This window comes from Parageobacillus sp. VR-IP, assembly GCF_013357975.1.
GTDB classification, from domain to species: Bacteria; Bacillota; Bacilli; order Bacillales; family Anoxybacillaceae; genus Saccharococcus; species Saccharococcus caldoxylosilyticus.
Genome location: NZ_JABVYQ010000003.1, coordinates 474,987 through 501,503 on the forward strand (window position 1 = coordinate 474,987; position 26,517 = coordinate 501,503).

General features: G+C 39.0%; 21 protein-coding genes and 2 pseudogenes. 3 read left to right on the top strand and 20 right to left on the bottom strand.

Annotation, left to right across the window (positions count from 1 at the left end):
* Positions 1-56: 56 nt before the first annotated feature.
* From HT574_RS10335 to HT574_RS10370, 8 genes are all read right to left on the bottom strand, one after another.
* On the bottom strand, positions 57-410 hold the full coding sequence (locus tag HT574_RS10335; protein ID WP_175244524.1) for a DUF3221 domain-containing protein: 354 nt from the start codon (positions 408-410) through the stop codon (positions 57-59).
* Positions 411-714: 304 nt separating this feature from the next.
* Positions 715-1,782 carry a PQQ-dependent sugar dehydrogenase gene (locus HT574_RS10340; RefSeq protein ID WP_017435404.1) on the bottom strand — a complete coding sequence of 356 codons (1,068 nt, stop codon included), beginning with the start codon at positions 1,780-1,782 and terminating at the stop codon, positions 715-717.
* A 271-nt stretch (positions 1,783-2,053) separates the two neighbouring features.
* Positions 2,054-2,350: a hypothetical protein gene (locus tag HT574_RS10345; RefSeq protein WP_175244525.1), complete on the bottom strand. Its 297-nt coding sequence runs from the start codon at positions 2,348-2,350 to the stop codon at positions 2,054-2,056.
* A gap of 106 nt (positions 2,351-2,456) precedes the next feature.
* Positions 2,457-2,756: a hypothetical protein gene (locus HT574_RS10350; protein WP_175244526.1), complete on the bottom strand. Its 300-nt coding sequence runs from the start codon at positions 2,754-2,756 to the stop codon at positions 2,457-2,459.
* Between the two features lie 34 nt (positions 2,757-2,790).
* A complete protein-coding gene (locus HT574_RS10355; protein ID WP_175244527.1) occupies positions 2,791-5,475 on the bottom strand; it encodes a DUF2309 domain-containing protein in 2,685 nt (894 codons plus the stop codon).
* Positions 5,450-6,970: an NADH dehydrogenase subunit 5 gene (locus tag HT574_RS10360; RefSeq protein ID WP_175244589.1), complete on the bottom strand. Its 1,521-nt coding sequence runs from the start codon at positions 6,968-6,970 to the stop codon at positions 5,450-5,452. Before HT574_RS10360 ends, HT574_RS10355 begins: the two co-directional genes overlap by 26 nt.
* Before the next feature lie 338 nt (positions 6,971-7,308).
* A complete protein-coding gene (locus HT574_RS10365; protein ID WP_017435409.1) occupies positions 7,309-7,677 on the bottom strand; it encodes a Na-translocating system protein MpsC family protein in 369 nt (122 codons plus the stop codon).
* 588 nt (positions 7,678-8,265) lie between these two features.
* Positions 8,266-9,090: an ABC transporter ATP-binding protein gene (locus HT574_RS10370; RefSeq protein ID WP_175244528.1), complete on the bottom strand. Its 825-nt coding sequence runs from the start codon at positions 9,088-9,090 to the stop codon at positions 8,266-8,268.
* 238 nt (positions 9,091-9,328) lie between these two features.
* Here HT574_RS10370 and HT574_RS10375 point away from each other — a divergent pair, with 238 nt between their 5' ends.
* Positions 9,329-9,721 carry a VOC family protein gene (locus tag HT574_RS10375; protein WP_017435411.1) on the top strand — a complete coding sequence of 131 codons (393 nt, stop codon included), beginning with the start codon at positions 9,329-9,331 and terminating at the stop codon, positions 9,719-9,721.
* A 634-nt stretch (positions 9,722-10,355) separates the two neighbouring features.
* On the opposite strand, the gene HT574_RS10380 is transcribed toward HT574_RS10375, so the two are convergent.
* Both HT574_RS10380 and HT574_RS10385 read right to left on the bottom strand, forming a co-directional pair.
* Complete coding sequence (locus HT574_RS10380) at positions 10,356-11,123, bottom strand: VOC family protein (protein WP_175244529.1); 768 nt, start codon at positions 11,121-11,123, stop codon at positions 10,356-10,358.
* 160 nt (positions 11,124-11,283) lie between these two features.
* A complete protein-coding gene (locus tag HT574_RS10385) occupies positions 11,284-12,606 on the bottom strand; it encodes a TIGR00366 family protein (RefSeq protein ID WP_175244530.1) in 1,323 nt (440 codons plus the stop codon).
* Between the two features lie 564 nt (positions 12,607-13,170).
* On the opposite strand from HT574_RS10385, the gene HT574_RS20510 reads away from it, so the two are divergent.
* Both HT574_RS20510 and HT574_RS10395 read left to right on the top strand, forming a co-directional pair.
* Positions 13,171-13,395, top strand: a complete 225-nt coding sequence (locus HT574_RS20510; RefSeq protein ID WP_175244590.1) for a MerR family transcriptional regulator — start codon at positions 13,171-13,173, stop codon at positions 13,393-13,395.
* Positions 13,380-13,955 (top strand): TipAS antibiotic-recognition domain-containing protein, encoded by a 576-nt coding sequence (locus tag HT574_RS10395; RefSeq protein ID WP_175244531.1) that lies wholly within the window; start codon positions 13,380-13,382, stop codon positions 13,953-13,955. The genes HT574_RS20510 and HT574_RS10395 overlap by 16 nt, the downstream gene beginning before the upstream one ends.
* Before the next feature lie 220 nt (positions 13,956-14,175).
* Here HT574_RS10395 and lplA read toward each other — a convergent pair whose 3' ends face one another.
* The 10 genes and pseudogenes from lplA to HT574_RS10440 form a co-directional block, all read right to left on the bottom strand.
* Positions 14,176-15,165 (bottom strand): lipoate--protein ligase, encoded by a 990-nt coding sequence (gene lplA / locus HT574_RS10400; protein WP_175244532.1) that lies wholly within the window; start codon positions 15,163-15,165, stop codon positions 14,176-14,178.
* A gap of 790 nt (positions 15,166-15,955) precedes the next feature.
* Positions 15,956-17,419: pseudogene (locus HT574_RS10405) on the bottom strand (transposase).
* A gap of 189 nt (positions 17,420-17,608) precedes the next feature.
* On the bottom strand, positions 17,609-18,091 hold the full coding sequence (locus HT574_RS10410; RefSeq protein WP_175244533.1) for a PAS domain-containing protein: 483 nt from the start codon (positions 18,089-18,091) through the stop codon (positions 17,609-17,611).
* Between the two features lie 223 nt (positions 18,092-18,314).
* Positions 18,315-18,609: pseudogene (locus HT574_RS19925) on the bottom strand (molybdenum ABC transporter ATP-binding protein); the annotation flags it as partial.
* Between the two features lie 226 nt (positions 18,610-18,835).
* Positions 18,836-19,597, bottom strand: a complete 762-nt coding sequence (locus HT574_RS10415) for a ParB N-terminal domain-containing protein (RefSeq protein ID WP_175244534.1) — start codon at positions 19,595-19,597, stop codon at positions 18,836-18,838.
* A 49-nt stretch (positions 19,598-19,646) separates the two neighbouring features.
* Positions 19,647-20,801 (bottom strand): type III PLP-dependent enzyme, encoded by a 1,155-nt coding sequence (locus HT574_RS10420; RefSeq protein ID WP_175244591.1) that lies wholly within the window; start codon positions 20,799-20,801, stop codon positions 19,647-19,649.
* A 28-nt stretch (positions 20,802-20,829) separates the two neighbouring features.
* The gene (locus HT574_RS10425; RefSeq protein ID WP_175244535.1) at positions 20,830-21,615 is read right to left on the bottom strand and encodes an HpcH/HpaI aldolase family protein; all 786 of its coding nucleotides are present in this window, start codon (positions 21,613-21,615) and stop codon (positions 20,830-20,832) included.
* On the bottom strand, positions 21,606-23,444 hold the full coding sequence (locus HT574_RS10430; RefSeq protein ID WP_175244536.1) for an IucA/IucC family protein: 1,839 nt from the start codon (positions 23,442-23,444) through the stop codon (positions 21,606-21,608). The genes HT574_RS10425 and HT574_RS10430 overlap by 10 nt, the downstream gene beginning before the upstream one ends.
* The gene (locus tag HT574_RS10435; protein ID WP_175244537.1) at positions 23,431-25,242 is read right to left on the bottom strand and encodes an IucA/IucC family protein; all 1,812 of its coding nucleotides are present in this window, start codon (positions 25,240-25,242) and stop codon (positions 23,431-23,433) included. Before HT574_RS10435 ends, HT574_RS10430 begins: the two co-directional genes overlap by 14 nt.
* A 30-nt stretch (positions 25,243-25,272) precedes the next feature.
* A complete protein-coding gene (locus HT574_RS10440; protein WP_175244538.1) occupies positions 25,273-26,499 on the bottom strand; it encodes an MFS transporter in 1,227 nt (408 codons plus the stop codon).
* Between the last annotated feature and the right edge of the window lie 18 nt (positions 26,500-26,517).

Here is a 26,517-nt window from a genome sequence, read left to right on the forward strand (position 1 = left end):
TATAAATACTTATTAACTCTACTTTCACTTTTGTGCTGGTGAATATGAACGACTAATTACGATTTCTGTTCAATCTTTAAAACTTTGACTTTGGCCGGATATGATTCTAAAATCTCTGAATACCACACTTTCAGCTTTTGTCCATTTTCTATTCCCTTTAGAGTACCAAGCCCTTTAATCCATAACTTACTCATATTATATTTGCTTCTTAATTCTTGTATTGTTAACTTATTTGCGTCTTCCTGAACAAAATCTGAGTCTTCAACTAAATATACTTCGCCTTCTTTCATAATTATAAAACCTTCCAAAGTAGCTTCTTGATTAAGAGATTGATTGGTTCTATATTCGTCAAAGAAAAATAATAATACTATAAAACCTAGAATAATGCTTGCTGAAATAAACCTTTTCATACGCTTATCTCCTACCTTTTGTAAGATAGGCCTGCACAGCTACACATACAATCAAGATCATAAGTCATTGCCAACTTCCTTTTCCTCAACTATCCCGCTTTAAGTAAGTCATTTCTCTTCATCGGTCAATTCTAGGTCGCAACCCAAATTGAACTATTTCATCCTTGATGGTGAGTAAGCTGGCAAGCCTGTCTGGCTGTAACAAAGAAATTTTTGTTCCCCGATGTTATCCTTCCGTGGCGCCTCGTAGATGCGGCATGATGTCTCCCATGAATTTGTTCCAGACTATAATATTGAAATTGTATCAAAAAGCTTTCGGAATCGGAATTTTGATTAATTTGTCATCATGATTGGCTGGAACCCCTCTTCCATCCGTGTTGTTTGTGACAAAGAACAAATGATCCCCCAATATGAATACATCCCGCACACGGCCTACGTTGGAAACGATTTGCTTATATGTTTTATTTTTTAAATCGAACGCTAAAATACCTTCCCCCCGCAGCTGTGCAACATACAAAATTCCATTATGATAGGCAATTCCAGATGGCGCCCAAGTATGATTCCCCGAATGGAACAAGGGTGCGATCATCCCGTTTCTCGTTTCATCTCCTTGAATAAAAGGCCAGCCATAGTTTCCTTTCGGTTTAATCAAATTGATTTCATCATGTGCACTGGAGCCATGCTCCGAGCTATAAAGCCGGCCCGTTTCATCCCATGCCAAGCCTTGCGGGTTGCGGTGTCCATAGCTATAGACAAGAGAGTTGGGATCAGGATTATCGTTCGGTATGGTGCCATCAAGATTCATTCGTAAAATTTTTCCGCCAAGAGATGTCTTGTCTTGGGCAATCATCGGATCTGTAGCATCCCCAGTGGTGATGTACAGTTTTTTGTCTGGTCCGATTTTGATTCTTCCGCCATGATGAAACTTTCCGCTTGGAATTTGATCAAGCAAAACTTTTTGCTCAAACCATTCATTATTTTCTTCCCGTATTTCTACAACACGATTGAATTGCCCGTTTTTATCCTCATATGTATAGTAAAGAAAGGCGTAATTTTTTTTCTCGGGATGAAGCACAAAACCTAATACACCAGCTTCAGATGCCGTTGAAAGCTTCTTTTCTAAATATAGATTCTGTCTAATTTTTTTGTTGCCTGTAATTTTTACAATGGAGCCAGTCCGCTCTGAAATATAAAAAGATGTCCCATCCCAGTCGATCGCCCATGGCACACTTAAATCTTGGGCAATGATTTCCATATTGCCATTGTTACTTGTTTGTTGTACGTTTTGAGAGCTGTTTTCTTCTTGTTTTTCATTTGAACAGCCGATTAAAAGAAAAATGATGCTGATCATGATGAGAGGATATTTTTTCATCCAATTTCCCTCCCAATAAAAATGAATCTGCAACGTTTGTCATTCCGCTAAAGGTGAAGCGCCATCCATCATCTACATTGAGCTTGGCTGCTACGATAAAAATGAATTTCTACTTAAATAATCTTTTTCCCTTCCATTTAACTATGGATAACAGATTTTCTTTGAAAATATTTCATCGTAAGCTTCATTTAAAAAAGAAGGAAGCGTTAGCATATGCCTAATGCTTTTTCATTCGTAGTGTTCTGTAAATATAACACTCTTTTGATTTGTATTATGGTTCGTTTTTGTCATCTGATTTATTGTTATTTTTTTCCTCCCAATAGCTTCCTTCACCAAAAAACTCCGCACACACTTCATTTAAAGACTGTAGCTTTTCAATAAATCCCTTTACATCACAAGTGTGAAAAGTATCATGCAGTTCGCGATTTTCTTCCGTAACAGAATAAACATGAACTTCCATACATCCATCCCATCTGACATTGACATCGAATTGACCGTCTTCACTTTCCAACTCGAGCGCAACGGTTGCCCCATCCTCGTTCTTATGCTGTGTCTTAATAATCCACATAAAAGCACTTCCTTCTCGTTGGTTATACTTGTTAGGCCTTTTCACTTAATTTCCAATGGGTAGAGACAGTAGGAAAATATGAGGGAGCCACTTTGCTCCCTTGTATTTAATCCATCATTTGATTTGATACGGAGATAGGCGAACCGGTAGAAGTATGTTGATTTACCCATTCACGAGCTTTATCCAAAACTGCCGATTGGTTTGGAATTTGATCACTGTGTCGTGTAATCCAATTCATACAGTACTGCGGGTCAATATTGTGTTCTAAGCATTTGGATAAGAAAGACTCAACGTTCGACTCATTACAGTTTTTCCATGTCCCGCACGTTTTGCGCCAAATGTCTTCCATTGTTTCCTGTACGGAAGGAGCATCCACGGAGTTTTTCATTTCGTTTTCCTTTGTCATATCACTTCCTCCTTTCATCCGTTGGCATCGTCATTTACAGTATGCCCAATTTCCATGAAAAGTTATTGTATTCGATGGCCGATGGTTCCCATTTTTCCCATTCCCCACTGTCCGGATCAATGGAAACAAGACGAAGCCAGCCGTTTTTCACTTTTCTATGGAAATGAGGATCATCTTCGAGCAAGTGCTCAATATATTGTCGTGGAGCTTCGATGATGACAAGTAGCCGAAGCGGAGAATGGAACATTTCTTGATCGGATGCCATGACTGACTGCCATGGAAGCCCGGTAAGCAAATCGCTCGCGTTCCCTTGCATGACCCCGATTCCTGCGGTAACTGTTTGTGTTGCTTTGCTGCCGCTGCCATAATAATGAGGGGCAACAGTTGATGCGTAATATTGTAAATTAATCCATTGAGCAACTGTCACCGGACCGGCAATGATGTTTGCAAGCGATTCTCCAAATGGATCCTCGCGCCAATCATAACTGTGCAAAAATGCTCTCCCCTCTAAATGGCAATGTTTCGTTAGCTGACGGCGCCCGATAATAAACGCAGCATTCCCTGCCAGCCCCCATTCCGGACGGATTTCGCTCCAGTCTTCGGCACGGCGATATGCTTCGGCAAGCGGGTCTCTCTTCTTGTCGTTTAAGCCGGGCAACTTCGACAACCGCTCCATATTTGCATTACGGCTTACTTTTTTGAGCCTGCTTTGCAACATATCAAACGCTTTTTGTGCCGCTTCCGAAAGCATTGGCACATAAAGCCAACGAAGTTCATCGACCGTTGTTATATGCTCTGCCGCAACAAAAACGGTGTCCTCTGGAATAACGATCCCTTCCTTTGCAAGCCCTTCCCGCACTTCCTTAAGGTTGCAAAGCGTTGCGAACACTCGGGCATTGTATCCCCCAGCCGCTCCGCCGCATGCACCGCAATCTAAAGACGAGGCATACGGATTGTTCGTTGTCATGCTTTCATGACCACAGACAACAACAAGAGGCGCGAAAGAAGACGTCAATCCCATTCCCTTTAATAGCCGTTTGACATATTTTATTTTTTCTTCTGCAGAAAACCCTACTGGCAAGTCGGTTGCTTTTAAGGAGTCATTCCGATGCAATAAAAGTTCTGTCTTCGGTTTACGTTCTAATGTTTCTTGTATGCGACGGAGCAATCGGCCTGCCCTGCTTGGCGCTATGCTTCGGGCCAGCGTATGTAAACCGAGCCATGGTCCGCTTACTTCTGGAAGCAACATGCTTGCAAGCAGATGTTGTTTCATTTTTTTAAACGTATGACTAATTGAAAACAGTATGTTCCGCCGTCTGCGGTATTCCTTTAGGTTCACCGCCGCTGCGTATTCTCGAACTTCATGCTGCGGCTTTGCAATCACCGGGCAAGAAGCATGTGAATAGACACTGTCCAGTTCGCGCGTTTGGATAGGGAGGCCAAAAAAACCAGCACACCCGTATGTTTCAAATGGGCCCTCCCGTTCTAAATGCCGGCGGAAAGGTTCAGAACGAACATCAATGCAAAAGATGAGCTGAGCGGCTGCCTGTTTCGGTGCGTTGTTTGCAAAAGAGGACGTGATCCTATTTTTTAGTTGCGCCTCTTGTGTATCTTCCCATGCTTCTAGCCAAAGTTTTTTGCGGATGATTTGGTTAAATCGATCAACAAGAGATAAACGGGCTTGCTGCTCAGTTTGCGGCAATTGCAGCCATTGTTCTGGTGTCAATCCTCCCCAGTGCATCCAAGCCGCCAGAAGCGGAAGGAGAACCGTTGCGTCATCCTCCTTTCGTTTAGCCAATGGCAAATGTGGTGCGATCAACGCCCATTCAAGTGAGAGGCGGATCGCTAAATAATCCATTAGCAGCTCATGTGCTTGGCCGGATTGCTGCGAGCGCCACAATAACATTCCCGCCCATCCCGGCAAGGAAAGAAGATGCGCTTCCAAATAGTCTTTCATCGCTCCATGCGGTATGCCAAGCGCCAGCAACGCTTGTCGCAAAGCGTCTTTGGCATCATGCGGCAAATCTTTTAACCGTTTGCGTTGCTGTTTGTTTAAGGATGGATCGTTGATCACAAGCTTTCTCCATGCGTAGTAAAACCCTTTTTCCCGAAATGGCATCGTCCATAAAGCTTGTGATTCATCTAAAAATAACTTGCACCATTTTATCATTTGGTGATCAAGCATCTGAGCCCATTTTTCCTCGCCTTGCTCTTCAAGGAGAACGCTTAACGGCTGGATGAATAAACGTTTGGAATCTCCTTGTAATCGTATCTCTTTTACTTTCGCTGCCAAACTTTTTAATGTTGGAGACGTTAGCACCTCATTCGGAATTTCATCGTGCCAAAGCATTGCGCGAAAAACACGTTCAGCTTCTTCACGTGGCATCAATAACGGCTGCTCATCAAGCCAGCGTTGAAGCCGCATTTCCAAAAACTCCGGATTCAGTTCCCCTTTCCGTTGCGCCGCGCGCAGCATGGATATGGTTGGGTAAAGGTCAATATTTCGCGACAATTTGAAGCGGTACGCAACTTCCTCAAACGAAAGATGTTCCAACCCCATCCACGGGTGGCGCGCGACAAAAGTGGCAATAGGCCAAAGCGGAGCAATCACTTTGCTAGCGCTTTTGACGAGCTCGCTTATGTTTATATCTGCTGCGACATCTTTTCTCTGTTGCACGCGCACACTAGGACGTTCAAGCGATACGGTTGCCTTGTTCATCCACTATCCCCTCCTCCTGCAAATAAGTTACAAGATAATGTGGATGGCCTTCCACCGACTCTGAACGCGGTTCGCCTATATGGACGAGCCACATATATAAGTATGCAAATGAATCCGATGAACGATGGACAGAAAACCATATGCTCGCTAACCCGCCGAGCCCGAACATCAAAACGGCTGCCATTTCCGTGATCATCGATGTGCTCGAACTTGGCGGCAACGTTTTGTATAAAAGCGCCATGAGACCGCTATGCATCACCTCGGAAGCCAGCGCCAATCCAGCTAATACGGCCACCCCGATCCATCTCCCTTCTTTCAAAACAGCGAGCCGCCCCCACGCAAACGCCAGCGACCAGCCAAGAAGCAACGCGCTTAGCAACCTCGTGTTTTCTTCCGGCGAGGTCATCCAAAACACTAATCCTAACGCAAATCCGAATATGGCTCCGCCAAGCAGCCATGTTTTCGATAACGTCAGCGATGGGCGAAACATTTTATGTGGCCGCGGCACAACCGAGCCGGATTGTAAAAATAACGTTGCTTTAAACAGGCCGTGCAGCACTAAATGAATTACTGCTGCTGCATATGCACTTAATGCACATTGAATAAACATCATTCCCATTTGCGCCATCGTTGAGGCAACTAATTGCCGTTTATAGTCCACTTGAACCAAACTGATCCCCGTGCCGATCAACACTGACACAGAGGCGATCATAAGCAGCAGCATTTGCGAACCATTACCACTAAAAAGCGGCGAAAATCTTGTCAACAACAGACTGCCCGCATTTACCAAACCCGCATGCATCACTGCTGAAATCGGGGTCGGAGTCACCGTCGACTCCAATAACCAGCGTTGAAACGGCCACTGCCCCGCTGGAATGATCGCCGCTAATACGAGCAAAACGTTCACCCCGTCCGCTTCCCACCATTCTAGACCGGCAATGCTTTCCTTTGACAGTGCAAACGATAATCGCCAATATCCCGTTGCTTGCCACAACCATATGGCAGCTGCCAATAAAGCTACCCAGCTCAACAAAAACATCCTTGCCATTTGCATAACCGTTACTCTTACCGGCTGCCATTCTTTTTTCTGCATCGCCAGCAACGTAAGTCCGAGTAATGGCATTCCCCAGCAAAGAACAAGCAATCGTAAATCATCGCTCATCCACGTGATGGAAGCGGCGCTAACCGTAAACGTTAAAAGCATAAAATACATTCGATACGCGCGGTCGCCATGTAAATAGCGTATACAAAACCGCTGTATCATCCAGCCAAACATGAAAATATACAAGGCCATCAACCATGCAAGCATATCAGAGCGCCATGGTCCGATCGCCACATTTTTATCGGCACCAACAAGTCCTGCTAAAGCAACTGCTATCGGCAAAACAAGCAAACTGACATGAATTCGAACGTAACAGACAGGAATGCGAGGATGTAATAGGAATACCGAACTGATTAGAGTAACAGTAAGTGTTGCAAACAAGGTAATGAGCATTGTTTCACTCAAGGCGATCCTCCTCTCCCTTTAATAACAAAAAAACCGACTATGTCATCCATACTGAGTGCCCCTTTTTAACCTGAAAAAGGTAATGGCCGCTGTATGGATTGCACATAGTCGGTTTATCTTCAACGAATCCTTAATGGATTTTTTGAAGATCTACCTTCTTTATTTAACCCTAATGCTTCATTCGGTTTACCTTCAACAAATCCACGACAGTCACAGATTTTTTGAAGGTCTACCGACACGTTGAAACTGGTTATTCAGTTATCCAACATAATGATGTTATCAATGTTAGTGATAGTATATAAATTTATATAACATTAATTATTATATTATTTTAAAAGTTTTTTCTCAAGATCATTAAATAATTTGAACACCATGATCCGTTCTCCTGTACGAGTGCTTAAATCAGTGTGAAAACTCTTCACTTTTTCCCCAGTTATATGTAGGATAATTTCCTTCAGCTCTTCCTCTCCTGATTCAACCAAGCTGGATCGATTTCTTTTTACCGATAATCTTCCTTCCTTTGATTCACAAAGTGAATATTCGGCAGGGGTTAGAATCCCGTGCAAAGAGACAATAATCATATCTCGCAAAATATCTGTCTTAACAGATACTGAACCTCGTCCAAGGAAATCTTTTTCCCATTTCGTTAATGCTTTACTTATTTCCGCTTCCATAAAGCCTTTTGATTTGTTCATTATGAATTCTCCCCTCTAGCCTATATAAGTTGCAACAATCATTTTCTCTTTCCGTCTACATCTTTATCTCCGTATAGGATGATACGATAGCGCGGTGGGCGGACAGTCGGATGTAAAATCAAACTGCAACTGATATAGCTCCTTAGTCAAGAAATATATCAATCTATCTTATTCTTTTCTTTTAAGTCAATATCAACATCCATAAGTAATTTCGCCCACACTACTTCATGAAAATAACAGCCTGGACTCACCGTTATTTTCACAAAAAAAAGGACTGACAATATGTAAAAGTGCCTAGTTAATCAGAAGATCAAATAAACCTTTTTCGGTTTTTATGTCTAATTATAAATTTGTCTTCGATTATACAGTATGTCAACATTAAAAAGCAATAATATTCCATATGGAGCTTTTTAGGGCAAGTCCACATTACTGTGTAAATTCCTCTTTGATAGACGCCTTCGAACAGATGATTTGACATAAGGTAGGGTCCCAATTGCAGGCCAAGAATTTCCCGTTATCCTCCCCGCAGCAATAAAAACCACTCTAATAAAGCAATAAAGGAAACTTGGAGGACCAAGTTTCCTTTCCTTATTTTGATTCTACCTTCGCAGATTTTGTCAAACCAATATTTTTATGTATGGAAGCCCATGGTCTATTATTTTCCCAATGAACTTTCAGTGCCAATTGAAATGTCTCTGATAAAAACTCATCTGTTAATACTTCCTCTTTTGGTCCTGCAGCTACGATTTGTCCCTCTTTTAACAATAATACGTGTGTCATCTCTTCTACAATTTCTTCAATATAATGAGTGACATATAGTACGTGGCATTGCTGATGGGTAATAATTTCTTTCGTTAATGATAAAATCTCTTCCCTTGCTAACATGTCTAATCCTATAGACGGCTCATCTAATATAAGCAATTTCGGTTTCGCCATTAACGCTCTTCCGATCAGTACCTTTCTTTTCTCTCCTTCTGATAGTGTGTCATACGTTTTCCCCTTTAAGTGATCGATTCGAAAAGATGCCATTAGCTGTGCCGCCTGTTCCCGGTCCTCATTGGTCACCTTTTCGTACAATCCTATCGAAGCAAATTTACCGCTGATCACAATATCCTCTACCGTTTCCGATTTTAAAGTTTGACTAAACCGGTCAAGAGAACTGCTAACAAATCCAATTTGCTTTCGCAGCTCAGGCAAGTTTGTTTGCCCGAATGGATGTCCTAAAACAGAAACTTCCCCTTTTGTCGGATATTGATAGCCTGTTACGATATTTAATAGGGATGTTTTTCCTGAACCGTTTAAACCTAATATGACCCAGTGTTCCTTTTCTTTTACTTCCCAATTTATATCCTTTAAAATAACTCGATTTCCTCTTATCAAGGACACATTTTTCATACTTATGATATTTTCCATTTCACACTACCCCTCTATTTTTAAGAATATTATAACAAATCAACAGGCCAGTGAGTAGTTCCAAAAACAAGGCTTTCTTATGTGAATATTTCTGTTCTGTTTAAAAAGATAAAATTGTAACAGTTGACAATTTGTGTCTGCTCACAGATAATACAGTAATAGGAACGTATATTCGCTCATTTATTGAGACTAGAATTTAATGCCGTTCTTACATGTTTATAAAAGGAGCTGGTTATAAGTGGGAAATTCAAATCAAAAAATTACTACGTGTTTCATGTTCAATGGCAAGGCTGAAGAGGCAATGAATTTTTACACCTCTGTATTTGACCAGTCAGAAATAAATAGTGTTTTTCATCATGAAGATGGAACAGTATTACATGCTACATTCACATTAAAAGGACAAACGTTTATGGCTATGGATAATAGCAACAAGCAAGAGCACCCTTTTACTCCTGCAATATCGCTGTTTGTAACATGCGATACCGAAGAAGAAATAAATAGAGTTTTTAAGCAGTTATCGCAAGATGGCAAAATTCTAATGCCATTAGCTGCTTATCCATTTAGTGAAAAGTTTGGTTGGGTGGAAGATAAATATGGTGTTTCATGGCAATTAAACCTTGCAAAAAGCTAACGGTTTGTTGACGGCCAATTTTAAATGTTAACGAAATATTTTTCCTCTGTTCATCGGTTCGATGGTAATCATGATGAGCTTGGCCGGTTTGTCGAAAGAACGATTCTCTTTATTATGACCTATCAAGCCTCTGCAACTCTCTTTTCATTGGCATTCTGGCATACTCCCGATGTTCCGAATGCTTAAAACGACTGAAGCCAAAAATAACAACACCTATTTTCTTTATTCAACTAGCAAAACCTATTAGCCAGCCATATCGCGGCGCAGTACCACAGATGATGAAAATGTTGTTTTATGTCTATTAAAATAGATTAGTAGGTTCCAAAAATAACCGTTTTTGGAACCTACTCTGAGTGCAGTGAAAGCCTCTGTACTTTTAGTCTTGAACAAAAAAGCGATATAGTTATCGACGTATCGCCACCACATCATTTAGTTAGTAGATTCTCCTTGTATTCACTGGATAATAATGCAAACAAATAATTGTCTCTCCTCTGTCCTTTCACATACAATTTCTGCTTGAAATGCCCTTCTAATCGGAACCCTAAACTCTGGAGAACCTTGATGGACTCTATATTTTCAACATCACATGTTGCAAGGTATCTATCGGTTGGTCGTGTTTAAAGAAAACTAAAAATCACTTTATTAATATGCTCGTCACTCGAACATTTTCAATCTCAAACCTCTTATTTGCTAGGTCTTCATTGGTAGTTGCGGCTAGCAACTCTACTTTTAACCCTGCTTCATCGGATTGAACAAAATGCAATTTTGTCTCTCCCATGTCATATGTCGCCATTCGCTCATCTCCCGAAAGAGTTGGAAATATCGCTCTTATATACTTCCATGCTGCTTCAGAAAATTGATAACGAACAACTGCTTCTTTTATCCCCGTAATCCCATTTTTCTCTGCATTCGGCTTCATGAAATATTTTCTCATGTATTCATACTTCTCTTGGCTGTCCATCTCCAAAAAGAAAATCTGAAGATCAGTCCCTGGAATTGGCGGTGTATAAACACAACGAAACGGCAGGGATTTCCTCAATAGCCCAAACAGCATCTTAAACGTAATCCGCTCTGGGGCACTGGCTGCAATGCCTCTTTCTCGCAATTCCTTTTCCAACGAATCAAGTTGGTCCGTCATTAAGCACAAACCGAAGATCCCTCGCAACCCCCGGTTATACTTCTCGACCCACTCTCTGCGCCAACCGCCACCGTCTTTTGTTTTCAGCCAAATCAACTCTAAGTATTGGTCGCCAATCCAAATATTTGCTACCTGAAATCCTTTGGTTCCCTTACCGGATGTCGGATTGAAAGGAAAGCCTATCGGCACTATTTTGTCTTTCAAGGATTCTAATTTTGTTTGATCTTGATCGATATGTACTACAAAATGATCCAAACGCATCATGATTGTCACTCCTTCAAAAAACACTTTTACATTATCTCCGGACTTTTTTCGTATGTTCCAGCAAAAATCCCCCTTTGCATTCGAGGGGGAATTGATTAAATACGATTATTTCGAATATAGCAACTCATTACTTGTTATGGCCTCAATTTATTCGCTTTTTCTAAAAAAAAGACAATCCAATCATAAAAATAATTCCAGATACCAGTAGCGTAGTGACACAGTACCCCATAATATCTCTCACTCCTAAACCCGCAATGGCAAGAGCAGGGAGTGCCCAAAACGGCTGAGCCATATTCATCCATGCCTCACCGTAAGCAATAGCCATCGCCGCAATCCCCGGATCTACTCCTAAAGATGCAGCAGCAGGCATAATGAATGGTCCTTGAACAACCCAGTGCCCTCCGCCAGACGGCACAAAGAAGTTAATTACGCCTGAACTTAAAAAGGCAAGAATCGGAAAAGTATGCTCATTAGAAATAGAAATAAAGGCATTCGTAATGACACCACCTAACCCTGATTGCTCCATCATCCCTTGAATTCCCGCATAAAAAGGAAATTGAATCAAAATGCCAGCTGTACCACGCGCAGCGTTTGTGATTGCTTTCATATATGATAGAGGAGTACCGTGCAACAACAAGCCAGTAAAAAAGAAAATTAAATTAACTGTATTCACATCGACTTTAAATCCCTTCGTCGCAAAGTAATATATCAAGTATGCGTATCCCATAGCGACAATGAAAAATGTCAAGATTCTGCTGTTTTCCATACGAACAGCGAAACTTTTCTCATCCGATATAGTCAATGATACAGCAGTTTCGTCTTCCGCAAGCAATTTCGGATCAATGGTTACTACTTCATCAGGCTTCGGCATCATTAATCTCGTCATAATAGGGAGAACAATGAGAAGTGAGACAGTAATAAATAAATTAAAGTCTGTAAAAATAGTCTTCGTTAATGGAATAACCCCGGATATTTTCTCCATTGGATTGCCTGGTGTTGCTGCCAATAAAGGAATCGACCCAGAAAGTCCGCCATGCCAAGTCAAAAAGCCTATGTAAGCACTTGCGATTAACAACCGATAATCAGAGCCTGGAACCTTTTTGGCTACTTCTTTGGCAAACAAGGCACCGACAATTAAACCAAATCCCCAATTGATTAAAGATGCGACCGCTGCACCTAATGTAACTAAGACAACACCCTGAGCAGGAGTTTTGGCAACGCTCGCAAAACTTCGTAACCATTGTTTAACAAGCGGTGAACTAGCTAAAGCATGTCCCGTAACTAAAATTAAACTCATCTGCATAGCAAACGCCAATAAATTCCAAAATCCATCTCCCCAAAAGCGAATCATATCTATTGGACTATGGGGAGTAAAGATAATCCCAAACACAAACAAAATAGCCGTTAGAATAAGTGCAAACACAAAAGGATCAGGTAAAAACCTCTGTACAAGCACTGTAAAAAAATTAGATAATAATTTCATATAATCCCCCTCCCTTATTAACACTAATATTTTATTAATTATAAATTAACATAATATTCTAAATTTTAAAAGCAGGTCTGCTTTCATCGTTTAGGACTGGGGTGTAAATATTTTCGTTGAGTATGTTCCGGGGGAACGTTACAATATTGAATTTACAGCAGAAAATTCGTTCCATTGTCATGATTTGCACCATGCTTCAGCCAAAACGGTCAAAAGATACAACTTCACCTAACAACGATTGTTAGCTTGCATCTTGTGTATTGTAAAAAAGGGAATCAATTCGGATTACATCGCTTCTGGCAGAAATGATAATATGTCTCTCTTTCATTATGAATTCTATCTGCCTCGCATTTGTTTTCATAAAAAACCATCGTGGCGCCTCGCTGATTAGCAGATAGGGGTCAAAACTTGTAATCCTTTCTCTTGTCCAAAATCTAATGCTAACTGGCAGATTATTAAATTAGGAAAGAACTTTTATACAAAAACCATTTGACTATGACATTACGTCACCCTTTATCCTGTAAATGGAAAGGAGGAACCACTTGGATCGTATAATTTTACCGTATCACCGAGTTTGCTTGGAAGGCTTCTGTTTCCGTTAGAACGCTGCGCTATTACGATAAATTAGGCTTGTTGGTACCAAAGCATAATCAATCAGGTCATCGATTTTATACAGATGAAGATCTAATTCAACGGCAATATATTCTATCTCTAAAGTTTCTTGGATTTTCTCTAAAAAAATTAAAGATTTTCTTAAAGTTGATGCTAAACATTTGCAAAAACGATTAACGCAACAGAAAGCAATGATGAAAAGAAAGATTGCTCAAATCGAAAAAATAATCGAAGCAATTGAAAACGTAGAAAATGCTTTAACGTCAAATAAAATAGATTACGACTCCATTATAAATACGATCCAAGTGATACAAATGAAACCGGAGTGGGTAAATCCATATCTCACTGCCAAAGAGCGATCGACAATGAGAGAATTGGTAAAACAATCATATTCAAAAGAAGCGTTGCGAAAATTAACTGCGAAAGGTTGGACAGAACAAGACTACAACCAACATATCAATCAATATCGATTATTTAGAGAATCGTTGACAAAACTTGTTAAGAAAGGCGCCAGTCCCGATAGCCCTGAAGCACAGGAACTTGCAGCATTTTTGATGGAGATGATCCATCGTCGCTCACAAGGCGACCCGGATATTCAGGAAGGCATGAAAAAGATTTGGGAAAACTTTAACTCATTACCAGACCAAGAGAAGCTCAAAATTCATATGATTCCAGATAATGAAAGAGAGTTCATCAAAGAGGCCTGCATCATATATCTCAAGAATAAAAACAGATAAACAGATTCAAGAAAAATGTAACGGCCTTTCCTCGATTGGTACCGAGAAAAGGCCAAGGCTTTTCATTGCCTACTTGTTAGGAATATTTGCAAATAGACACTTTTTTAATACGGCGCCCACCTCGGCTGGTCTAGCCAAATCATTCTGGAGTCTATCGACTCTTGCACGATTCGTCTTATGCTTGTTAGGACTAAACAGGGCGCTTGCTCCTTTTGTTCTTTCAATATATTAAATCGATAAATTCTTTTTTCCCAATATTTCCGAAATAATGCTTAATATCAACATCTTGCAACGCTTTTTCAATCTCAGATTTCTCATATCGTTTTCCGATAAGTTTTGCTTCGATTTCCCCTATGTCTCCGACTCCAAAAAAGTCACCGTAAATTTTGCAATTTCTAATTATCCCTTTTTGAACTTCGAGTCTCACATCTATTTGGCCTGCCGGGAATCGGTGTGAATGCTGAAGATTAAATTTAGGCGATTTTCCGTAATTCCATTCCCAATTTTGATAACGTTCTATAGAAAGCTTGTGAATGTTAGCCCAATCCTCTTCCGTCAAGACATATTCAGGAATCCCCTTGTCTTTTCCAAAAATACTTTCCAACAGAACGGAACGGAACTCTTCTATCGTCATTTTTTCTTTTAGAAATTCAGAAATATTTGCTACCCGGCTGCGAATGGACTTAATTCCTTTTGATTCAATCTTATCTTTTTTTACATTAAGTGCTGAAACAATATTCTCTATTTTCGAGTCGAATAACAGCGTGCCATGGCTGAACATTCTCCCTCTTGTTGAAAACTGAGCATTCCCTGAAATTTTTCTTCCTTCTACAACGATATCGTTACGACCGCTTAATTCCGCATTAACACCAAGTTTTTTTAACGCTTCAATAATAGGTTCCGTGAATTTTCGGAAGTTAAGAAAACTATCGCCATCATCTTTCGTAATAAAACTAAAGTTTAAATTTCCTAAGTCGTGATAAACGGCTCCGCCACCTGACAGTCTTCTGACGACATGAATCCCATTCCGCTCTACATACTCTGTATTAATTTCTTCAATAGTATTCTGGTTTTTTCCGATAATAATGGAAGGTTCATTTATATAAAACAATAGATACGTTTCATTAATATCGAGGTTTTTTAAGGCATACTCTTCGATTGCCAAATTAATTCTTGGATCCGTAATCCCCTTATTATCAATAAACAACATTTTTCCATGCACCTCGATTCAGGAAAATCCCTTACATATTCCGTTTTTTGACTGCTTGGTTGTTTAGGTATTTTTTTGTTTTAATTTCATTGATTATTTAGCACATAATTCTATTTTTTATAATTTCTAAAATATAAAATAAATAAAAAATGCTACCTTCCTTTTTTGGCAATCTAGGAGTTCTCCCTCTGTATTCAGATCATTGACAAATTCGCCAGCGCGGTTTCTGTTCGGTTTATCACCGGCTGAAATGAATAAAGTCGATCTAACGGGAAATCATGTTACTACTCATGTGTTTGACAAATAGATTATCATTTTTTTCTCCCAATGTAAAGCAAATGAGTTGATATTCCAAAAACATAGGGATTTGTCGCTGTTTCTTTTAATAGATCAATAAGTTGAGCGAACTCATGCTCTCCACAGTTTTTCCAATATTCCCACTTTTCTGGTGGCAAAGCAACGCCAATGTTAGTCGAGCCAATTAGATTTAACGTTTCAAAGCCATGTGATTCCATAAAAGGCTTAATATCTTCTATATTGATCAAATGATGAGTAATAATCAATAATAGTACGCATAAATTGTTCGCCCTTCTTCAAATTAAAATGACTCTTTCCCTTCGCATCTTTTAACTATTCTTGAGCCATTCTATGTGGTTTTGCAGCTATAAAAATAAATAACGAGGCTTGGGACATAACTAAATCCAAAACCAGCTTCAAATAGTGAGAGAGGTGGATTTGAGTGTACTCAAATACACTTCTTTCTATTTTTATGTAAAATTCTTCTATTACTTTAGTGAATGGCAGTGAATTTTCTTAAATTCACTGCCATTAACACAAGGCCCATTTCGTTTTCCACCTTCGATTTCCCTCTTACAGAAAATCGAGTGAAACGCAAATTAGCCTTCAAGAATCCAAAAACTGGTTCCACATCGATTTTGCGTTTTCGATAGATGGCACTCGTTTTCTCTTCTGAAAGCTTTGCTCTTACATATTCTTTTTGTTGTTCCCATTTTTCATTCACCATTAGTTTTCGATTGTTGCCTTCTTTAGCTTTTGTACATAATGAACGGAATGGGCATTCCGAACAGTCTTCACACTCATAGACTTTAAATTTTCGTTGAAAGCCTGTTTGATCATTACGGACAGTATGATATTTAAATTGAAGACGTTTTTGATTAAGGACATGTATATGTATCTGTTTCTTCATCATACTGCCAGTTGTCGGGATCAAATATATTTCTCTTATGCTTTTTCTTTTGTTCCTTCAAATACATGTTGTACGTAATAAGTGCTTCTCGTTTTCTATTGGAAAGAATATCATTATAGTTTTGTTCACTACCATAACCTGCATCTGCGACAATGTGTTTCCCGCTGCGATTTGTACGTTGTAACCAGCTTTTAATTGCCCATTTTTCATATAATCATCTTTCATTCGCATAAATGTCGCATCTGGATCTGTTTTAGAATAGCTATTACGTGTACCAAAGATTTCAAAGCCACGTTGGTATTTCTGTTTTCGTAAGACCATATCAATCAATTGTTTTTTCACTTGTTTCGGATACTTTCGTTCACTTCTTAAAGCTTTTCGTTCTGAAACGTCTGATGTTGCTTCAATTTTTTTATCATATTCGGTTACTACCTCGTCCACTTTTTGAGCCAATTGAGTGAGTTCTTCTATTGATAACTGTTCATTGTTTTCACGTTCAATTTCAGGTATAACTTTGTTCTCAAGTAGTTGTATATCTGGTTAGACTTTTCTATTAAACTTTGATGATATTTCTCAATTGATTTCTTCCAAACAAACGTGAATTTATTCTCATTCGCTTCAATCTTTGTTCCATCGATAAAAATCGCTTCTTGATCAATAAGTTTTTCTTCTATCAATTGGCAACGGAATTGGACGAAACACTGACGAATTATTTCTTTCACTTCTGGTTGAACACGGAATCGGTTAATTGTAGGTAGCTTGGTTCATACCCTTGTGCTAGCCACATCATACGAATACTATCTTTTAATAGGGCTTCAATTTTGCGACCTGAGAAGACAGATTGTGTGTAGGCACATAAAATAATTTTAAGCATCATGCGTGGGTGATAGGCAGGACAATCTTCATTTCGCATAAAATGGCTCAAACGCTTCTCGGGGGATGCTTTCAACTAAATGATGGACATAGAATGCAATATCATTTTTTTGTAATTTTACTTCTAAATTCTAGAGGCAATACTAATTGATTCATGGTATAATTTTTAAACATAAGGCCCCTTCTTTCTGGTTGAATTTTTTGTCGTAACTTTATTTTATCAGAAATGGTCCTTATTTTAATTCATAAAATAAACAAAACAGGTGATATTTTACTCGTCATAAAATTCACCTGTTTTTCATATCAGAGGTAGGTTTTGTCCCAGCCTCTTTCAGTCGCTTCTTATATGAGAAGAGTATTTTTTTATTCTTTAGGCTTAACTGCTTTAAATTCTTCAATAGTGTCAGGTGTACGCACACCATCTTTTCCTTTGAAAAGATCCATATTAATAGTTACGTCCATACAGCCGAGGTAATTTCCATTTTCATCACGTACTGCCATGAATTTTTGATAAATTTGACCAGTTTCTTCACCAGAAGTTTTTGGGTACCAAAATTCCCATTCGTCGCGTTTTCCTGTACGGAAATCATTTAGCAATTTTTCAACGTGGTGAGCCACTTTTGGATGAAGCTCAAGTACAGGGCGACCTATTGCTGCTTTACGGCGGCTATGTATGCGACCTGGATTGTTTGAGTACCAGCGGAAAATATCGTTAGCATCACAAAAACCCATTTCAAATGGTAAAAGTTTAATGATTGCATCCAAAGTGCTTGCTTTTATAGCACCAGATTCAAAATTAATAACAGCATCAGGACTAACTACTTCAGACAATTTTTGTTCAGACATTTATAAAATCTCCTTTATGGGGGAATATTGTTACATTAGTGAGCAAAAAAATTGCCTATTATTATTATAAACTTTTTAAGACAAATTGCCAGTGATTTGCTTGCTTTTACTTATACTCCTGCAGATTTTAAGAAAGGTTATTTTCTTTCAACTGTTTTTTAATCTCGTTCCCATAACTTTTTCCACTTTTTAAAATACGAATCTAGTTATGTCCCAGCTTCTTTTACTTTATTTTTGATTCTACCTTCGCAAATTTTGTCAAACCAATATTTTTATATATGGAAGCCCATGGTCTATTATTTTCCCAATGAACTTCAGCACAATTGAAATGTCTTTGATAACAATTCATCTGTTAATACCTCTTCTTTTTGTCCTGCAGCTACAATTTGCCCCTCTTTTAACAATAATACGTGTGTCATCGCTTCTACAATTTCTTATAGTACATGGCATTGCTGATGGGCCATAATTTCTTTCGTTAATGACAAAATCTCTTCCCTTGCTAACATATCTAATCCTATTCACACTACCCCTCTATGTTTAGAATATTATAACAAATAAATTAATATTAATATAAGAAAATTGAGTTATTAGATGTGTCTGATGTTGATGATAGTTTACGTTTAACGGTAAAAAGCAATCGAGGGCTTTCTCCCTGCTGCCGGCATATTTCCTCTCGTCCGCATAATCGGTATATAAAATCATCCGCCAAATTAGGAGTGAGTGAAGTTGTTCACAACTGCACACTTATATTTCGCATAAATAAACTTGTTCTTTATAAAAACGCAACGATTTTTCCCACTTTTCAATGAGCCTCATCCATTCTTGGATATTTTCGCTTTGGTCCATTAGCAAAGCGAGCGGCACTTTTAAATTTAACAACCGGCCATTGATGATAAATCGAGTCACTCCAGCTGGAAGCGTCCATCCGTTTGTAACATAAGCTTCTATTGCTTCGTAGCTTATAGGCTGATATTTGATTAGCACATATCCTTTTGGAGGAAGATGTTCATCCTCTTTAGGAATACGAATGACAGGATACTGTTTAGAATAATAGGAAACAACTGTATGCCAATAGGCTAAAAGATCGGATTGAATATCCTCTAGATAGAGAAAATGTGATTTATTTTCAGAAGATACTCCTTCTACAAATATAGTTCCTTCTTTTTCTTCACGAACCCATGGCAAGGATGAATCATTCAACATTTTTTCATACCATTCCCCGGTTGAGATGAGGTGATTCCACGCTGTATTGGAAAAGTCTTTTTTCTCCACTTCCTGAACAGGAACTTTCCTACATCCGATAGCCCTTAATGCGCTTAAGCGATGAACTCCATCGAGTACTAAATAACTTCCGCCGTTTAACTTTGTCACTAGTATTGGATGACGAAGAAATTGATCTTTCCTAATCTGTGTAATGGTTTTTTCAAGCCTAGACGGCTCATATTCTTCGTGTAAACGTAACTGATTAATAGGAACGAGTTTTAAAGAAGTGATAACCTCTTTCAAGAATGACTCCTCCTTTGATTAAATATGTTTATGTTGAAAATGTTACACGTTATGTATCTAAGTAAATATGCTTTGGATGAGGATGGCTCAAAAAATCATGGTGTGAAATTGCCCAACCATACGCTCCCGTGTAACGGAAAAGGATAATATCGCCAATCCGAAGGTGATGGACGAACACATCTTTGGCAAATACATCTTTTGGAGTACAAAGTTGACCTACGATAGTGATGTTTGTTTGCTGTACTCCTTTTCTTGGAAACGGATACGTCCATTTTTCAATCGGAATAATTTCAAATGGATGGTTATGCTGCCAAGAAACAGGAAGACGAAAGTGTTGAGTCCCCCCTCGTACGACTACAAATGTTTTTCCATGATTCTCCTTAATGTCTAATACTTCAACAGCATAATAACCACAAGATGCTGTCAAAAATCGTCCACATTCAAATATAAGCTTCGTATCTTGAAAGTTTTCTTTTTCTAGTAATTCTTTCAACCGGTTAGTAAAAGTATTCCAATCAAATTGTTGGGCCAAATTCTCATAATTTACTCCTATTCCACCTCCTGCATTTACATATGAAATAGACAAATTATATCTCTTTTTCCATTGCTTCACCTTTTGGATATATAGCCTAATTAACTGTAAATGACTATTGGCATCTAATTGATTGGAAACAGAATGAAAATGAAATCCCATTAATTTCAATGATGAGCGTGATAGTGCGAAACGAATAGCATCATCCATTTGATCCTCAGCAATTCCAAATTGTGTCGGTATTCCTGCCATATGTAGCGTTGCTGATGGAAATGGTCCGATTAAATTGACGCGAAGTAATATAGATACAGTTGTTTTTAATTGCTCAGCCATCCATGCAATTCTTTGTAATTCCTGAATGCTTTCAACATGAATCAGTTGCACTTGATGTGTGATGGCTCCTTTTATTTCATCATCTGTCTTTCCGGGTCCTCCAAATATGATTGGTACGGTAGGACTAATCGCTCTTGCTTTTTTAATTTCTCCTAATGACGCAACTTCAAATCCTGAAACCAATGGATAAACAGCTTTCAATATACTCGTTTCTGAGTTCGCTTTCATCGCATAAAACATCTCACAGTTCGCTGGAAGAGCTTCTGTTACCTTCAAAACATGATTCTTTAAGGTTTGTAGATCATAAAGATAAACACAAATTGGCTGATCACTATTCATACTGAGATGCCTAATTGTTTCGATGACGTTATTCACTCTGACTCCCCTTTCTATATTCCTTTTTGAATTCTAAATTCTCTCTAAGTGTTCGGAAAAAAATGCCACGATCATCGCCGACCACAAAAGCTTGAACTCCGAGATTCAACCATTGGACAAAATCTTCATGTGCCCGAGGAATGGCACAAAAAGGAATTTGTTTCTCTATTGATATATGGAAAATTTTTTCGATTTCTTTCTTGACAATACTTGAGCGCGTTTGCCACGGCATTCCAAGTGATTGGGATAAATCCGCCGCTCCCTCTAAAACCATATCAACACCTGGAACAGATAAAATATCTGGTAAATTTTTTAATCCTTCTTCATCCTCAATCATGAAAATAACCATCACTTCTTTATTGGCTTGTTGAATGTATGTGGTTAACGATTCTTTACCAAATCGAGCCGGTCTTCCACCGTTGAGACTTCTCATGCCGAGTGGAAAGTAGCGGCTCGAACGAACCGCTCTTTCCGCTTCTTCTTTTGTGCGAATATGAGGAACAACAACTCCTTTTGCGCCTGCATCAAGCGCTCTTAAAATGGCTCCTTCACTGTTTTCACTTACTCTTACAAAAGGAGTTAAACCAGCCGCTTCAGCAGCTCTAATCATATTTTCTACTGTCTCAGGGTTAATAGACGCATGTTCTGTGTCAATGATGATGAAATCATATCCTGCATACCCTATCATCTCCACGATAAGCGGGTTAGGAATGGAACAAAACAGGCCAAAGACTTGCTTTCCATCTTTAAGCAGTTGTTTGACATGATTTATGAACATTTCTGTTTCATCTCCTCATAAACTACATACAATGGGTTTTTGACTTTATGTATTCTTAATTCTGTTTCCGGGAACATTCTTCGTTTTGTCAACTGTTCGACCTGAATGGTTTCAGCAAAAAGAGGAAACAGCTGAAAACGTTCGGCAAGATGTGAAAAGCGCTGTTGATACTGAAGAATTACCTCAGCAACCATTTTCCAAAAACTCGCCTCCGGCAAATCGTAATGCTCTTCTAAAAACAAGCAAATTTCCGACAAATTAATGAAAAAGAAAGCATCATGAACAAAATCGCGTACTAACAATAAATCATCCGTTTCAATAAATGAATTACGATTAACTCTTGCATGAATGTCCGGTGTTGGTCTTAATAATGGGCAAAGTGTTGGATCATTCAAACCCTCTCTTGAAAATCGAATACCATCGTGAAAATCTTTTAATGCTAAACGTGTCGGCATTCCATTTTTATGGATCAGTATCATATTTTGCGCATGCGATTCCATCGCGATACCATGCGCGTACAGTAAATGGATTAACGGAGTAACGGAAACATTCAGCATTTGCTTGACCCATGTTTCCAGTCCATACGTTTTTATCCAACCATCAATAAGCGGGCGTTGTTGATTGGTCATACTGCATATTGCTTGAAAAGGAAACGCTTCTTCGTCCTCTTGTAAATAAGAGTGAATACTTTCTCGCCAAATAGTGGATAATGCACCATAAGTCTTTTCTTTTTCGAATTGCGTAAATACATGTGATTGATAGGATATTCCCATCACCTCTCTTAAAAACACCGTCTTCCATTCATCTTTGAGATACGCATCTTTTTCTTTTATTGTCTGCAGCCAGTCTGAAATTTTTGCCGCGTTCTCCACCGTATGCGGAGCTAAAATTCTGCTTGTTGAAGTATTGGTAATGCTTAATGCCAATTTTACATAGCATTTTTCTGGGCTGGTTTGATTGGTTAATGTCCGAATCGACTGTTGAGGAACGTATCGATCGGTTCCTTCTCCCAGCAGTATCAAACGTCTCTCTTCTATTTCTTTAAAGAAGAATGGAAGAATCATTTCTCTCCATTGCCAAGGATGCACAGGGATAAAATAGTAGTCGTTGGCATCTAGATGATAGGCTGTTATTTTTTGTACAAATCGTTCATAATCCTCTCCAAGTTCAGATTGGATAAATTCTTTATAATTGATAGCTTCAGACATGGATAATTCTATGACACTATGATGTGCTCCTAGCCATATAAGAGAAAAGGAAGGCTGAAAATCTGGTCCAAATTGCTCGTTATCTTCTAGGTTGAATCCGATTCTTGATTTATAGGAAGGATGATACGGATGTCCTTCCATTGCAGCACTTTCGATTTCGTCATAGGTAGCAGGTTGACGGTAATTAACCCTTTTCCACCGATATTGTGCCAGCGCATCTTTTATTAATGTTTGGTTTAGCTCTTCAGCAAATGTTTTAAGTCTTGTTTCATCCGCTTGTATGTAAGGCGTAATTTCTTCTAGAAACAATGAAAATGAACGCGCTTCCTCTTCCACATTCCCACTTTTTCGAATGAGGGGTTCGCAAATTCGAATGCGTTGAAAACTCATTTTTCGTTCTCCGCCACATATGTACGTTACCGGATTGCCATCTTTGTCTTTTCCTTTTATTTCAAATTGCATCCTTCCATTGTTTAAAGGATATGTTTGGGCTTTTACTATATTTTCATAGATTAATGATTCTACCAGTTGACGAAAGATTCTCCTCCGAACATTACGGTACTCTTGAGATTGAAATAACTGTTCTAATTCATAAAACCATTCTTCTTTACCTAGAATCATGACTTCCACCTCTATTTCTATAAATTGGATTTGGTATATGAACATATAAAGGAGTTTCGCCACGCTCTAAAAAACGACTGATTAAATTCGCCTTGGCTGGCAAAGAAGGACTATCTAATAAACGGCCAACGGCACGCTTTAACATATCACTGGCAGTTTCCGTCTCCAGTTCAAGTAAAAAGTTTCGAACTACAGCCCATAACTGATACTCATCTAATTTATTTATTTTGGCTAAGCTGGATACGACATGACTGAGGTGATTGACAAAGAAATAATAAATGAATCGTTTCCATGCTTCTTGATCGCTATATATAACAGGACTCTCTTTTTCTATTAATCCCGAAAAATAACCAAGTTTTTCAGCATGCTCTCGTGAAATGCTAATTCCTTCAAGGTCGCGTACGTAACATTTCTCCGGCCAGCCGTTTTTAAGTATGATCAATGAATTCTGTGCATGTGCTTCAAGGCTGATTCCTTTTTCTGCAAATAAGCATAAAATAGGTTTCAGTGTTACATGTAAATATTGACGCAGCCACTCTTCCTCATTATGATTGTACTGGCGGATTTGCTGTGCCAAAATGCTGCAATCGCTATTTGGGAGGCTTTCCAGTAATGAAGCCGCAACATATAATGATTCGTGTTCATTGATATTTATTTCCGCTGGCCCCTCCCGTAAAAGAACTGCTGTATTTTGAATTAATATCTCATTTTCTTTCTTTGTTAACATCGGGGAAAAAATCGCCCGAAAACCATGTTCTAATAAAATACCAAATGATGAATGGTTATCTTGTCGAAGTAATTTCTTGATCACTCTGCTTGCGTCGATAGTGCGTCGGATTTGTTCTAGTGTATTGGTACGAATAAAATTTGTAATTCGAATATGTAGCGGCAGCTTATAGAAAAAATTATGTGTCGGCACCCATACCGTGCGTACCGAAGCCGTTGGATACACCTTTCTTCCCATCTTTCCCAAGTCAATGATTTTCTTGGTTTCTATCCACTTTTTAATGAATGGAATCATTTTTATATAATTTGCCTGCCACGGGTGAAGAGGTAATAATCGATACTGATGATTTTCGTCTCCAATCTGGCTACGAATATGGCTCTTTTCTTCTTCCGTAAACTCGTCCCCAAAATCTAATGCATGTCCATCAATAAATTCCTCGAATATTAAATCTTTTGCTACAGCGAAATAGTGCAACGTAAAGGAAGCACCTAATTCTGGAGCATAAAGCGGTAAATCGTACTCTGAAAAACCTTCTGAACTTTTTGGCGTAGGGTGAAACGGATGTCCTAACAACAATGATTGTTCAGACTGTAAAAATACTGGTTTCTTTTGACTACGCTCTTCCTGATGTATCGAATTTTTAAGATAAAGAGCAGTCTTATGGATGCTGTTTTCCATGTGAAATCGTAATTCTAGTTTTTTGCGATTACGTTCTGCTGCATCTTTCTCCAAAAAAGCCAATTCCTCTACAATTACATTCATTACTTCATCGGCATTTGCCGGAATCCATGTTTCATTTTCCAAAGGTTTTACATAAAATGTATCTTCATATTCATGATGACCAGTTGCTGACCAAAATGAAAAATACCCTAAAAGTTCATACCCGGTCTGTTCTAACAATAGGTGAAACAATGCACCATCTTTTGTTTTTTTCAATGATAAATCATTACGCTCATTGATGATCCTTGGATCAAAAATCTCTTTTTCTCTTAGGTACGAATTTAATAAACGTTGTACTTCTGCCATTTTTGCTAAATACATACTGGATTTGGTATGTAAACTTGTAAACACGTTGTTTCATTCCTTCCCCTCTTCTAACTTTTACCTATAGATGGATGTTTCATTTTTAGCAACCCGTGGAAGAACAAAGAATGCACTCACAATCAATATCGCTCCCATAACAACAAATACAATGCTTGGAGAAAACATTCCGGCAATCGCAGAACCGCTCAATGAACCGGCAATTTGTCCTCCCACTAATAAGCTGTTGGTTGCCCCAATACTAACTCCTCGATTTTGTCCGTGAGAATATTGCACAATCACAAATACGACCGATTGAATTAATGCACTAAAAGTAAGTCCTTGGAAAACCCTCAACAACAATAAACTGATCATACTTTCTGTATATGCCTGCAAAATAATGCTTACACCACATGCTAACGTTGCAATCACATAATTGATTTCCACAGATCGTTTATCATTTTGTTTTCCCCACCAAGACGAGCTTATAAAGGTAGCTCCCCACATGGCAGCTTGTATGAATCCAATCCATGTTGCTGCTAGGTGAGGGGACTGAGAAATATTTTCAACATACGGCGCAAATGCCGTCACAAGACCAAACATAGCAAATTTTGCTGCAAATCCTGCCATAATAAATCCTCGTGTACATTGATGGCTAAAAAGAATATGAAATGTTTGCAACACCGTAAAATGCGTTTGTTTTCTAAGTTTTTCATTAAAGTTGTTTTTCTTTGATTGTTCCGTGAGGGTAAAGGCAGCTACAAGAGCACTAATTCCCGTAAGAATCCCCATGGTCAAAAGCAGCGGCCGAAATCCCCATAAATCAACCAATATTCCGCCTAGTAAAGGTCCGACTAGTGCTCCTGCTGCCTCAGCACTCTGTAAATTTCCTAACGCTTTTCCGCGCTCATCTTTTGGTGCCTCCATGCTTACAAAAGCGCTGGACGCATCAACAATTCCGCCGAATGCACCTTGCATCACCCGAATAACTAGAAACTGAAGAGGACTTGTTGCAATCGCCATTAGCAGCAAACAAACACAAAGTCCGACAAGCGCACGCACAACCATCCATTTTCTCCTAAAGCGATCCCCTAATTTGCCCCAAATCGGAGACATAACAGCAAGTGATACAGCAGGAGCGGCAAGAGCTAAGCCGCTCCAAAACTGAATGGATTGCATACTAGTCGCACCCAGTTCTTTCATATAGAAAGGTAACAAGGGAACAAGAACGGTAAGACCTGCTATGGAAATAAACTGTCCACTCCATAAGACATAAAAATTCTTTTTCCATATTTCCTCCTTTATCATGTTTGGTAAAGACCCCCA